General features: G+C 74.3%; 8 protein-coding genes. 4 read left to right on the forward strand and 4 right to left on the reverse strand.

Annotation, left to right across the window (positions count from 1 at the left end; translation table 11 throughout):
• Positions 1-54 precede the first annotated feature (54 nt).
• Positions 55-3,147 carry an ATP-binding protein gene (locus HTZ77_RS43345; protein ID WP_175595632.1) on the forward strand — a complete coding sequence of 1,031 codons (3,093 nt, stop codon included), beginning with the start codon at positions 55-57 and terminating at the stop codon, positions 3,145-3,147.
• 42 nt (positions 3,148-3,189) lie between these two features.
• Here HTZ77_RS43345 and HTZ77_RS43350 read toward each other — a convergent pair whose 3' ends face one another.
• A complete protein-coding gene (locus HTZ77_RS43350; protein WP_175595633.1) occupies positions 3,190-3,612 on the reverse strand; it encodes a YjdF family protein in 423 nt (140 codons plus the stop codon).
• Positions 3,613-3,776: 164 nt separating this feature from the next.
• Between HTZ77_RS43350 and HTZ77_RS43355 the strand changes: the two genes are divergently transcribed.
• Together HTZ77_RS43355 and HTZ77_RS43360 are read left to right on the forward strand one after the other, a co-directional pair.
• A complete protein-coding gene (locus tag HTZ77_RS43355; protein ID WP_175595634.1) occupies positions 3,777-5,006 on the forward strand; it encodes a MurT ligase domain-containing protein in 1,230 nt (409 codons plus the stop codon).
• Positions 4,996-5,715 carry a type 1 glutamine amidotransferase gene (locus HTZ77_RS43360; protein WP_175595635.1) on the forward strand — a complete coding sequence of 240 codons (720 nt, stop codon included), beginning with the start codon at positions 4,996-4,998 and terminating at the stop codon, positions 5,713-5,715. Before HTZ77_RS43355 ends, HTZ77_RS43360 begins: the two co-directional genes overlap by 11 nt.
• A gap of 42 nt (positions 5,716-5,757) precedes the next feature.
• On the opposite strand, the gene HTZ77_RS43365 is transcribed toward HTZ77_RS43360, so the two are convergent.
• Genes HTZ77_RS43365 through HTZ77_RS43375 form a run of 3 tightly spaced genes read right to left on the reverse strand, consistent with a single transcriptional unit; the run spans position 5,758 to position 11,829 of the window.
• On the reverse strand, positions 5,758-6,297 hold the full coding sequence (locus HTZ77_RS43365) for a hypothetical protein (RefSeq protein ID WP_175595636.1): 540 nt from the start codon (positions 6,295-6,297) through the stop codon (positions 5,758-5,760).
• Positions 6,294-11,423 carry a hypothetical protein gene (locus HTZ77_RS43370; RefSeq protein ID WP_175595637.1) on the reverse strand — a complete coding sequence of 1,710 codons (5,130 nt, stop codon included), beginning with the start codon at positions 11,421-11,423 and terminating at the stop codon, positions 6,294-6,296. Before HTZ77_RS43370 ends, HTZ77_RS43365 begins: the two co-directional genes overlap by 4 nt.
• A 19-nt stretch (positions 11,424-11,442) precedes the next feature.
• Positions 11,443-11,829: a YbaB/EbfC family nucleoid-associated protein gene (locus HTZ77_RS43375; protein WP_175595638.1), complete on the reverse strand. Its 387-nt coding sequence runs from the start codon at positions 11,827-11,829 to the stop codon at positions 11,443-11,445.
• Positions 11,830-11,909: 80 nt separating this feature from the next.
• Between HTZ77_RS43375 and HTZ77_RS43380 the strand changes: the two genes are divergently transcribed.
• On the forward strand, positions 11,910-12,203 hold the full coding sequence (locus HTZ77_RS43380; RefSeq protein WP_175595639.1) for a hypothetical protein: 294 nt from the start codon (positions 11,910-11,912) through the stop codon (positions 12,201-12,203).
• Positions 12,204-12,219 lie beyond the last annotated feature (16 nt).

The following is a 12,219-nucleotide window of genomic DNA, read 5'->3' on the forward strand; positions in this document are numbered from 1 at the left end:
GTGACGGGCTGACGGTCGGCGGATTTTACTTAGAGCCGTCTGTGGGGGGATGAAATGCAGCCGAGTGTCTCGCTGAGCGGGCCGTGGTACCGGATCCAGTCCATCGCCGCACCCTCGCGAAGCTCCTCGGCCGAGTGGGACTTCGTCACCGTGCTGCCCGCCGTGCTGTCGGCCGCCCAGCGTGACCGGCCGTTCGCCATCGGCTGGCTCTCCCGCGGCTCGGGCGCGCCCCTGGAGCTCATCACGAACGCCGGCCCGCTGTCGCCGCCCCGCCAGCCGCGCCGCGCCACCGGCGCCCCCGGGACGCCCACGGGGCCGCAGCCGCTGCTGTTCCCCGGCGGGGCGCGCGGGGTGCAGCTCGGCGAGGAGTACCTGGACGACCTCGCCGACCTGGTGTGGACGCCGTGCCCCGGCCGGCAGGCGCCGCCGCTCGGCAACCGCCGCGAGTTCGACCCGGACGAGCTGAAGCGGCCGACGCTGTTCGAGTCGACGCTGATCACGCTCATGTCGCGGCCGTTCGCCTGGCTCGTCGTGGCCGAGCCGACCGGCCTGCTCGACGCCGAGGTGGCCCACCTGCGCACCCAGCTCAACGTGCTGCGCCAGTACGGCGACGCCTCCGAGCGCTCCCGCTTCGACGCCGAGCGGGCCGAGCGGCGCATGCAGGAGCTCGACGCGTTCCGCGAGGCCGGGCTGTGGAACGTGCGGGTGCTGGCCGGCGGCGCGACGGCCGAGGAGCTGCGCCAGATCGCGCCCGTCCTCGTCGGCTCGGTCGAGATGAGCCACCACCCCTACCGGCTGCGCAGCGCCCAGGGCGCCGTCCATCCGCTGGCCGAGGCGCTGGCCATCACGCTCCAGGACCCCGCCGACGGGGCCGCCGCGCCCTTCGCCGCCACGGCCGGGGCGCTCGCGGCGCTCGCCGGGCTGCCCCGGCGCGAGGTGCCCGGCGTGCGGGTGCTCGACTCGGGGTTCTTCGACGTCACCTCCGAGGCCGACGGCGGCGAGCTGGAGCTGGGGGAGATCCTCGACGGGCAGGACCGGGGGGTCGGCTCGTTCCGGGTGCCGCTGGCCACGCTCAACCGGCACGCCTTCGTCACCGGCGCCACCGGCTCCGGCAAGTCGCAGACCGTACGGCACCTGCTGGAGCAGCTCAGCGCGGCCCGCATCCCGTGGCTCGCGATCGAGCCGGCCAAGTCGGAGTACGCCGCCATGGCCGGCCGGGTCGAGCACCTCGGGCCCGTCACCGTGATCAACCCGTCGGCTCCCGCCGGGGTGCCGTTCAGCATCAACCCCCTCGAACCCGAGCCCGGCTATCCCGTCCAGGCGCACATCGACATGGTCAGGGCGCTGTTCATGGCCGCCTTCGACGCGGAGGAGCCGTTCCCGCAGATCATGTCGCTGGCCCTGCAGCGCGTCTACGAGGCGACCGGCTGGGACGTCGTCACCGGCGGCGCGGTGCCCGGCTCCAAGGTGCCGCCCAGCGTGCCGACCCTGGAGCTGCTCCAGCAGCACGCCATGGACGTGATCAAGGAGATCGGCTACGGCCGCGAGGTGCAGGCCGACGTCGAGGGCTTCATCTCGCTGCGGCTGCGCTCGCTGCGCGTCGGCTCGGCCGGGCGCTTCTTCGAGGGCGGTCACCCCGCCGACGTCGGCGGCCTGCTCCAGCGCAACGTGGTGCTCGCCATCGAGGACGTGGCCAACGACGAGGACAAGGCGTTCCTCATGGGCACGCTGATCATCCGCATCGTGGAGCACCTGCGGATGCGTGCCCGCCAGGAGAAGTCCGCGGGCCTGCGGCACGTCATCGTCATCGAGGAGGCCCACCGGCTGCTGCGCGACCGGGGCGCGGGCCGGGCCGCCACCCACGCCGTGGAGCTGCTGGCGGGCATGCTGGCCGAGATCAGGGCGTACGGCGAGGGCATCGTCGTGGCCGAGCAGATCCCCACCAAGCTCGTGCCGGACGTGGTCAAGAACACCGCGCTCAAGGTCGTCCACCGGCTGCCGGCCGAGGACGACCGGCAGCTCGTCGGCGCGGCCATGAATCTCAGCGAGGAGCAGTCCCGCCAGGTCGTGTCGCTGCAGCCGGGCTCCGCGGCCGTGTTCGCCGACGGCATGGACCGGCCGCTGCGGGTGCGGGTGCCGCTCGGCGAGTCGCGCGAGCGGCTCATGCCCAGCCCTCCTCCGCCGATACGGGGACGCCGCTCGGCGGCCTGCGGCAGCCAGTGCCGCACCGGGCAGGCGTGCACGCTCGTCGAGCTGCGCGAGGCCGACGTGCTGGCCGACGCGCCCGACTGGGCGTGGCTGCGCGTCTGGTGCGACACCGTCGTGCTCGCGTTCGTGACCAACCGCCCGCTGCCCGGCGTGCCGCGCGCGCTCGCCGCCGCCTGGCCGGACCTGCCGGTGCGGCGCGGCGAGTGCCTGCTCGCCACGCTGGTCGAGCGGTCGGTGCAGCGGCGCGCCTGGGCGCTGCGGAGCTGGCTCGACCCCTCCCTGCTCACGGAGAAGGCGGCGGAGACCGCCACGCGGCTGCTGGCCGGGCTGGAGCGAGGCGGCGAGCGTCCCGGGGCGGCGTGGGTGATCCCGCAGGTGCGCTGGCTGCACGAGGTGGACCGCCTGTTCCCGTACGGCCGGCCCGCCCCGGACCTGCGCAGCCCGGCGCCGCCCCTGGAGTACGCCCTGTTCGGCGACACGCCGGGGACGGCGGCAGGCCGCGAGAACGGCGCCGCCGCGCGCGACACGCCCGGCGGCGCGGGCGCGGTGATCGGCCCGATGACCGGCCCGATGACCGGCCCGATGACCGGCCCGATGACCGGGGCGGCGACCGGGGCGGCCACCGGTGTGGTGACGGCCGCCGCCCCGCACGGGGAGCTGCTCGGCCACCGGGCCAAGGCGCTGCGCCACCACCCCCTGTCCATGGCCGTCGAGCACAACCGGGCCCTGGCCTGGCGGGTCATCCTGGGCGACGACGAGAACGAGGGCCTGCAGCGCGACGTCATGACGGTCGCGATCGGCATCGAGCCCGCCACGCGGCTGCGGCACGTGGGCCAGACCATGGGGGCCGGGTGGCTCGAAGGCGTCCTGTCCTGGCCGCGCCGGTTCGTCCTGCCGTTCGACCACGGCGGCGCGCCCGAGATCCCGTTCACCGGCTGACGGTCGAAGGGGCTCAGCGGTCGCGGCGGCGGTCGAGGGGGCTCAGCGGTCGCGGCGGCGCTCGACGCGCTTGCGGCGCGCCACCTCGCGCTTGTGCTCGGCCAGCTCGCGCCGGCGCTCGCGGCGCCCCTCGGCGGCCTCGCGCTTGCGGCTCTCCAGCTCCAGCCGCATGGCCTCCTGCGCCGCCGTGCTGCGCGTGGAGACCCGGGCGGCGGCCCGCGCGGCGAGCTTGGCCGCCCGCTTCGGGTTGACCCGCCGGCCGGTGCGCTCCCCGGCGGGCACCGGCGGCGCGGCCGACGCCTGTTCGAGGAGCGGGACGCCGTGGCGCATGAGGAAGGCGTACAGCTCGGGATCGGTCGGCTCGGAGCCGAACGTGTGACGGGTGACGCGCAGGACGCCGTCCTCGGCGATCTCCAGCACGCCGATCCAGAACGGCCCGTCGAGGTAGACGGAAAACGTGACCATGCCCTTGCTCCCAGGTATGCCGAACGGCGGTCTGACGAGACCGCTTCCGGCACACCGGACATCCCTCAAGGGCGGTTACGGATATGTCGCCCGGGCTACCAACCGGGCCGCGTTTTCGTGTGCGTTATCAGACTAACCGCCGACGCCGACTAGGATCCTTAGCCATGACCCAGCTTCCACTGCGCGCCCAGCTTGCGAGCGCCCTGGGCCGCAGCGCCGCCACGCTGTCCCGGATGACCGGGCGCGGTGACGGCTCGGTGATCGGCGGACGAGTGGGCCTCATGCTGGAGCCCGACCTGCTCCGCCAACTGGCGCGTGACCGCAAGCTCGCCCTGGTCAGCGCCACCAACGGCAAGACGACCACCACCCGGTTGATCACCTCCGCGCTGCTGGAGGTGGGCGAGGTCGCGACCAACGTCTTCGGCGCCAACATGCCGGCCGGCCACGTCTCGGCGCTGTCGCAGCACAAGGACGCCCCCTACGGCGTGCTGGAGGTCGACGAGAAGTACCTCCCCGAGGTCCTCGACACCACCGGCGCGGGCGTCGTCTGCCTGATGAACCTCAGCCGCGACCAGATGGACCGCGCGGCCGAGATCTGGCTGCTGGCCCAGAAGTGGCGGCGGGCGCTGTCCGGCAAGCCCACCCATGTCATCGCCAACTGCGACGACCCGCTGGTCACCTGGGGCGCCTCCACGGCCGCCAAGGTCACCTGGGTCTCGGGCGGACAGCGGTGGAAGGAGGACTCCTGGTGCTGCCCCGAGTGCGGCGGCCCGCTCGACCGCAAGGACGCCGACTGGGCCTGCCGCGAGTGCACCTTCCACCGGCCCGAGCCGCAGTGGGTCCTCGACGACGACGCGGTCGTCGACCCGCGCGGCCAGCGGTGGCTGCTCGACATCCAGCTCCCCGGCCTGGCCAACCGCTCCAACGCGGTCATGGCGCTGGCCGTGGCCGAGGCGTTCGACCTGCCCGTGGAGCGGGCGCTGCCCCGGCTGCGCGAGGTCACCTCCGTCGCCGGCCGCTACACCACGGTCGAGCGTGAGGGCCGCCAGGCGCGGCTGCTGCTGGCCAAGAACCCGGCCGGCTGGCTGGAGGCGTTCGACGTCGCCGACCCGCAGTTGCCGATCATCCTGTCGGTCAACGCGCAGGGTCCCGACGGGCGCGACACGTCCTGGCTGTGGGACGTCGACTACCGCATCCTGCGTGGCCGGCCGGTGTTCGTCACCGGTGAGCGCCGCCTCGACCTGGCGCTGCGGCTCGACGTGGCGGACGTGCCGTTCGCGGTGTGCGAGACGTTCTCCGAGGCGCTCGCCATGCAGCCGCCCGGCCGCGTCGACGTGATCGCCAACTACACCGCCTTCCAGCAGATCCGATCGGAGTTCGGCCGTGCCGTCTGACAGCGCCCTGCGCATCGTCTGGATCTACCCCGACCTGCTGAGCACGTACGGCGATCAGGGCAACGTCCTCGTCCTGGAGCAGCGCGCGCAGCGGCGCGGCATCGAGACCGAGACCATCCACGTGCGCTCGGCCGACCCGGTGCCGGAGACCGGCGACATCTACCTCATCGGCGGCGGCGAGGACCGGCCGCAGATCCTCGCGGCGGCGCGGCTGCGCCGCGACGGCGGCCTGCACCGCGCGGTCAACCGGGGCGCGGCGCTGCTGGCCGTGTGCGCCGGCTACCAGATCATGGGCAGCACGTTCGGCGGCGAGGAGGGGCAGCCGGTCGACGGTCTCGGCATCCTCGACATCGCCAGCGTCCGTGGCCCGGCCCGCGCCGTGGGCGAGCTGGTGGCCGAGGTCGACGCCGCGCTCGGCCTGCCGACGCTGACGGGCTTCGAGAACCACATGGGCGTCACCCGGCTCGGCCCCGGGGTCAAGCCGCTCTCGCGCACGGTCAAGGGCACGGGCAACGGCGACGGCTTCGAGGGCTGCTACACGGGCCACATCGTCGGCACCTACCTGCACGGGCCGGCCCTGGCCCGCAACCCGGCGCTGGCCGACCTGCTGCTGGCCTGGCGCGTGGGCGGGCAGCTCGCCCCGCTCGACGACACCCGCTACGAACTGCTCCGCCAGGAGCGCCTCAACACGGTCCTCGCCGCCGGCTGACCGCCGGAGGCCCTCCGCCCCGAGCGGTCCTGGCGGGACCGCTCAGGGGCGGTCCTGGCTCACGGCGACGTGGATCGCCCCGGCGGCGTGCAGGCTCCGCAGCAACGTCCAGTCGTCCGCCGGGTCCAGCCACACCTGGAGCTCCTCGGGGCCACGCGGCCGGGGCAGCGCCCCGGCGGGCTCGTAGAACGACGTGACGAGCACGAGGGGCACGGGCCCGGTCCACTCCTCGGGCGCCGGCGGCACGTGCCGGCCGCCGAGCAGCACCGCCCGCTCCTCGGCCGTGCACTCCTCCAGCGGCCCGGCCGCCGCCAGCTCCGCCTGCACCCGCACCTGCGTGTCCAGCGCGGCCCGCACGCGCGCCTCGCGCCGCTCCTCGGGGGTCTCCAGCGCGTCGTAGCCGGGGCGGAGCGCCGCGACCAGCTCGCCCGGCTCGTCCGCGTACGCCCGCAGGCTCCCGCCCGCGAAGATCATCTCGTACCGGTACGGGGAGCCGTCGTCCTTGACCGGCGCGATGGGCGGCCGGTCGGCCGCCGAGGCGTTGCGGACGACGACCGCCGGGTGGACTCCCTCGTTCGTCATAGGGGGTCGCTTCCTCCCTCGTTCCAGCGGGTCACCGCGAAGAGGGCCGTGAGCTGCGCCTTGTCGGCCTCCCGGTGGAAGAGGAGGTCGGCCAGCTCGAAGTAGGAAGAGTAATCACGGCTTCTGCGGTGGTGGGCGTGGTTGCCGGGTAAGTCCTTCTCGCCGTTGTTGAGCGGAAACTGATCATCCGCCAGCCGCAGGGCCAGCGCCATCTCGGCCAGCACCAGCTTGGTCTGCGCCTGGATGACGCCGGGATCCAGGGAGGCGTCGGGGCGGCGGAACTCCGCGTGGTCGGTCCGCCCACCCGTGACCGCTGCCAGGTTGACCGCGTGAAGGTGCGTCCTGTGCTGTCGCACCAGCGCGTCGAGGTCGGCGTAACCGCGCGACAGCAGTGCGTTGGGCTTGCAGAAAACGGTCCCCCGGTGGTGCGGCTGCTCCGGGTTCGTCAGCAGCCGCAGGGTCGTGTCGGCGAAGGTGGAGTTCTCCAGCGCCAGCAGCCGCTGGTAGAAGCCCGTGATGTGATCGAACACGGCAGTGTCCCCGTGGACGTGGCCTCCCGCGTCCATCGTCGCCTCGCCGCCGTGCGACGTGACGATCTCGCAGACCAGCTTGACGGTCTGCCACGTGCGCTCGGTGTAGCGCAGCGGTGGCGGGACGAGCTCGCCGGCGACCGTGGTGTCCCGCTCCAGCCGCCAGCCGTTGTCCCCCTCGTAATAGCCGGTGTCGCGTGAGGTGTGGTACGGGTGCACCCACGGATCCAGAGTCAGTCCCGCGTCGTGCAGGTCGCGGGCGATGGCCTGGTTGATCGCGTCCCGGTGCCGGTCGAGCGCTTCGGGCAGGGTGTACTCGATCTCCCGCGCGAACCTGAACTGGCCGCCGGGCACGGTCAGCCCGTCGGTGGCGTCCTCGATCATGAGCGGCACCACCGGCTCCCCGCTCTCGGCCCGCTCGTACGCCTCCGCCAGGTGACGCTCGAACACCTCGGGATTCTCCCGGTAGGAGACCTCCGGCTCGGCCGGCCAGCTCTCCCACGCCCGCGCGCGGGCCTCCAGCGCCCGGACGTGCTCGCTGTCGAGACGGGAGGCGGATTCGCCGGCCCGGGTCAGCGACGCGCGGGCGAAGGCGGCGTCACGGGCGGCCGTCTGGCGGAGCTGGTCCGTGAGCGCGTCCTCGGCCACGCGAAGCAGCGTCACCGAGTAGTGGTACGGCTGCTCCGCCGGCGGCCGGCGGTAGGAGCTCAGCCGCTGGACGAGGTCGGCCCGGTCGGCGGCGCCGCCCGGGTCCAGCCCGCGCTGCTCGGCCTCTCTGAACACGTGCGCCAGCCGCTCGACCGAGTGGTCCAGGCCGAGGTCGCCCGCCAGCTTCCGGAGGGGGTCGAGGACCCAGGCGGGAGCCTTGCCCGGCGGGCCGACGATCCGGTCCATGCACGCCAGCGCCCTCGTGGTGGGCTCGCCGAGCTGGGTCGCGTACCGTTCCGACACCCGCACCCGGGCCCAGGTGTCCGGGGCGGTGTCCATGTATCCGCGCAGCCTCGCCACGAGCGTCGCCCGGTCCGGGGCGCCCGCCGGGTCGAAGCCCAGCCGCCCCGCTCGCTCGGCCACGTGGGCGAGCCGCCGGGGCGAGTCGCCGAGGCCCAGCTCGCGCGAGAGCACGAGGAGAGGGTCCATCGCGGGACGCGGCGCGGCGTCGGCGGCGATGACGCGGTCGAGCCGGCCCAGCGTCGCCGCCTTCGCCGTGTCCAGGCGCGCGTCGGGGAAGCGTTCCTCCATCACCCGCCGGTCCCAGCCGTCGCCGTCCCCCTCGCGGAACGACGCGAGGCTGTCCACGAGCTCCCGGCGGGTCGCCGGGCGTTCCGGGAGGGCGCCGTGCGCGTCCGCCTCGGCGAGCATCTCGGCGAACGAACGGTGCGCGTGGGAGAACCCGGCCTCGGCCGCGAGGTCGCGCAGGCGGCCCTCCGGCGAGACCGAGTGGAGCGACCGTCCGGCGCGGCCCAGCGCCCGCGCCTGCGCGTCGCCGAGCCCGCCGATGCCGTGCTCGTCCGCCATCCGGAGCCCGTCCCACAGGTCCGTGTCGTGCTGCCGGGCCTGCCGGAGCCTGTGCACCAGCTCGTACCACCCCGGCGCGTTCTGGACGTCCACGCCCCGCGCCTGCGCGTCCACGAACAGGCGTCCCACGTGGTCGATCGAGTGGAACCCGACATCCGCGTCCCAGGCCAGGCTGCGTAGCTGCGTGAGCCTGTCCGCGAGATCGGTCCTCGGGTGCGAGCCGAGCGTCTGGTCCATCCGGGCGAGCGCCCGCGCGACCGGGAAGGACACGTTCGGCACGTCCCGGTGGGCGAGCCACAGGCCGGGGAAGACCAGCGGGTCCGTCTGCCGGTACTGGTCGAGTCTGTCGGTCAGGTCCTGCCTGTCCGTCGCCCCGGCGGGATCGTGACCCTGCCGCTGCGCCTCGTCGAAGACCCGCACCAGCCCGTCGACGGTGTGGGGCATGCCCAGGTGCGTCGCGATCGAGCGGATGCCGCCGGCCATGATCTCACCCGTGGGCCGGTTCACCCCCTGGGTGACGGCGTGGGCCATCGTCCCCAGGCTGTGCGCGAACGCGTCGTGCGGCACCGGCTCTTCCAGCAGGCGCGCGACGCGGTGCCCGAAGGCGACCCGGGCGGGGTCCAACGTCGCGGGGGGAGGCTCGTCGCGGTTGATGAGCTGGTCGATGCGGCCCGTTCCGGTGCCGTCACCGCGGTGAACCGGCGCGCCCGCGTGCGGACCGACCGGCGGTGCGCCGTCGCGCGTCGCGGGGGGCGTGGCGTTCGGGTCGCCCGCGTGGGACGGGGGCGTGGCCCGCGGGTCGCCCGCGTCGGCGGGTGGGGTCTCGCGGGTGCCCGCAGGAGCGGTGTCTCTCGGGGTGGTGTCTCTCGGGACGGTGTTCCTCGGGGTGGTGTCCCTTGGGGTGGCAGGCGGCTCGTGCGGGGTGCCGATGGGGACGGGAGTCCCGTCCTGGCCGGTGCGTGAGCCGGGGGCGTTCTGGTCGGTGCGGCCTGTGGGGTTGCCCTGGCCGTCGGTGGCGCGTCCGGACCCGTCGGTGGCGCGTCCGGGGCCCTGGCTGTCCGGGAGGCGGCCGGTGACGACGGGCTGCGCTTCCGTGGCGCGTCCGGAGTCGACGTCCTGGGTGTGCGTCGCCAGCGCGGGGTCTCGCGCCGGGTCCGTGCTCCTGGGATGTTCCGGGGCGTCCTGGGGAGCGGCGGGGGCGTCCGCACCGTCCCGGGGGGTGACCGGGTGGGCCTGGTCCGCGGGGTGCGGGGCGTCCGGGTGCCGTGGGGTGTCGCCGTGCCTGGCCGCTTCCCTGCGGTCGTCCTGGGAGGCGGTGGAGCCGTCCTGCGCGTCCGTGGGGGGCAGCGGTGAGACCGGCGCCGCCGGGGCGGTCTGCACGTACGGGGTGCGGAGCGGGACGGCGTCGCGTACGGACTGCGCGTGCGCGAGAAGGGAGTCGCCGGTGCCGTTGGCGTGGCCGGGCGTGCCGGGGGAGCCGCCCTGCGCCGGGGCGGGAGCCCCACGTCCGGCGGCCGTCGCCGGAGGGCTCGCGTGACCGCCTTCGGCTCCGTTCGGGGTGTGGGTGCCCGTGGCGCCGTTCAGCGCGTGACCCGCGGGAGAGACATTGACGCCTGAGGCGTCGCCGCCCGGGGCGCCGTTCGGCGGATGCGCCGTCCGCCCGGCCGCTGCGGGGTGCCCGGGCGTGTCGTGCACGGCCCCGGCCCCTCGGGACGCGCCCTCGGCACCCCAGGACGCGCCCTCGGCCGTCCGGGACGGGCCGCCGGGCAGCTCCGGGGCCGCACCGTGGAAGGGCCTCGTGCCCGTGGGGAGGACGGGGCCCTCCGCGGGACCGTTCTGCGTGCGGACGACCTCGCCCCTGATCACCTCCGCCTCCCGCGTACGGGACGGCGCGGACCCGTCGTCCCCCCTCGGAGGCGTGGTCGCGTCGATCGGCTGCTCGGGCCGCCCGCCGGAAGGGGCGTTCTCGCCGCTCAGCACCACCTGGGCCGGCTCGACCACCCGCCTGGACGCGGGGCCGGGCGAGGTGCCGCCCCCACTCGGCGGTGGAGACGGGGCGTCGTCCCCCGCCGTTCGCGTCCACGTGTGGCCGCCGGACGGAGGAGGGGGCGGCGGGAGGTCCCCGGCGGGCGTCGGCACGAAGGAGACACGGGCGCTCTGCGGGATGCCGATGCCGCCTGCCGTTCCGGCCACGAAGGAGTAGAACAGGTGCGCCGGGTCGAGCTGGTCGCTCGCGGCCAGGCCGGGGATCGAGCCCAGGGTGCCCGAGACGCCGCCCACCAGCGCGCGCCCGTAGATGCTCTGCCCGATGGCCGCGATGTGGTCGCGCACCCCCAGCTCGGCGCGCGACATGATGTACACCACCTCGCGGGTGGCCAGCCGCGAGAGCCCGAACTCGACCCCGGTGAACATCGCCCCGGTCAGCATCCCGTTGAGGAACGACATCAGCACCGAGTGGCCGTCGATCTCCTCCCGGTTGCCGAAGGGGATCTGCGCCCCCTGCACCGCCAGGTCCAGGCCGCCCATCACCGCGCCGAAGCCGAGGATGTTCATGAGCAGGCGCCACTTGAGCGCCTGGATCGACATCCGGGTCATCACCGTGCGCAACTGGATCAACCTGAGCACCGACGGCCCGTTCACGACGATCCACACCAGCAGGCGGACGATGACGAGCCCCAGCAGCGCCAGTGCCGCGTACTGCATCCACTGGGTGTGCTCCGTCGTCACCCCGTGCTCGCGCAGCCGCCGCGCCTCCTCGCGCAGGGCCTTCTCCAGCAGCCTCAGCAGCGTCTCGCCGCCCTTGTCCTGCCGGGAGGACGCCTTGTGCCCCTCGCCGGCGAGGGCGGCGAGCACCTTCTCGAACTCCTCCTTGGCGGCGCCCTCCCACTCCAGCTTGCCGAGCTGGCTGAGCAACGGCTCGGCGTCCTCGGCGCGGATGCCGGCCAGCTCGTCGGCCAGGGCCTCCAGCGCGTCGGCCTGCCGGACGATCGCGTCCGGGTCGCCCTCGGGGAACGCGTTGGCCGTCAGCGGCAGCGCCAGCGGCTTGACCACCTCGGGGACCAGCCCCAGATCCAGCCCCATCAGCCGACGATCCCGGCCGTCACGTGCCCGGCCCCCGCCGGTCGGTCCCGGGCAGGAACGACTCGAAGCTCACGCCCTCGCCGAACAGGTCCTCCAGCGGGACGTCGTCGGCGATCAGTGGTCCGGCCAGGGTCCGCAGCTCGTCGGACACCTGCCTGGTGGCGAGCGCGGCCTGCTCGACGACGCAGGCGGCCAGCTCGGTGGGTGACAGCTCCCGGTAGACGCGGGGGTCGAAGTCGACGGAGCGCAGCTCCCCCTGGGGGCCGACGGTGACGGTGACCATGCCGTCCTCGGATCGCGACGAACCCGTCAGGTCACGTGCCTTGCGGTGCAGCTCCTTGGCCTGCTCGGCCTGCTGGTTGACGTCCTGAACGAGTTGCCGGAGCAACTCCCATGAATCACTCATCGTTACATCAACCCCACAAAGCAGTCACGACGCCCGCATACTATCGATCAACGGAGCCAGTCAGGGAAGGGAACCGCCGGATGGAGATGCAAGGCGTCACCTACAGCGTCAGCCAGATCAACGGGCTGGCCGGGGCGATGGGCGAGCTGGCGGATCGGGTCCAGGACGTCGCGGGGCGGTACGACACGACCAGCGCGGCGACCTGTACGGCACTCAGCGACGACGACTACGGACGCGGGTACTGGCAGAAGAACGGGCCGCGGCTGGAGGCCATCGGCCTCGGCCTCCGGCTGCTCGTCCAGGCCGCCCAGCGGGAGGAGGGGCGCCTGAGCCTCGCCTCCTTCACCTACGGGCAGGCCGACCCCGGCCACTGACCGCGCCGGCGCCGGG

The sequence above is a fragment of the Nonomuraea montanisoli genome (assembly GCF_013363975.1).
Lineage (GTDB): Bacteria > Actinomycetota > Actinomycetes > Streptosporangiales > Streptosporangiaceae > Nonomuraea > Nonomuraea montanisoli.

What these genes read in the sequence shown, in the direction of transcription:
- HTZ77_RS43365 (WP_175595636.1), bottom strand. Translation starts at nt 6,297, where the DNA reads ATGACGAACGAGGGAGTCCACCCGGCGGTCGTCGTCCGCAACGCCTCG.
- HTZ77_RS43355 (WP_175595634.1), top strand. Translation starts at nt 3,777, where the DNA reads ATGACCCAGCTTCCACTGCGCGCCCAGCTTGCGAGCGCCCTGGGCCGC.
- HTZ77_RS43380 (WP_175595639.1), top strand. Translation starts at nt 11,910, where the DNA reads ATGGAGATGCAAGGCGTCACCTACAGCGTCAGCCAGATCAACGGGCTG.
- HTZ77_RS43375 (WP_175595638.1), bottom strand. Translation starts at nt 11,829, where the DNA reads ATGAGTGATTCATGGGAGTTGCTCCGGCAACTCGTTCAGGACGTCAAC.
- HTZ77_RS43350 (WP_175595633.1), bottom strand. Translation starts at nt 3,612, where the DNA reads ATGGTCACGTTTTCCGTCTACCTCGACGGGCCGTTCTGGATCGGCGTG.
- HTZ77_RS43370 (WP_175595637.1), bottom strand. Translation starts at nt 11,423, where the DNA reads ATGGGGCTGGATCTGGGGCTGGTCCCCGAGGTGGTCAAGCCGCTGGCG.
- HTZ77_RS43345 (WP_175595632.1), top strand. Translation starts at nt 55, where the DNA reads ATGCAGCCGAGTGTCTCGCTGAGCGGGCCGTGGTACCGGATCCAGTCC.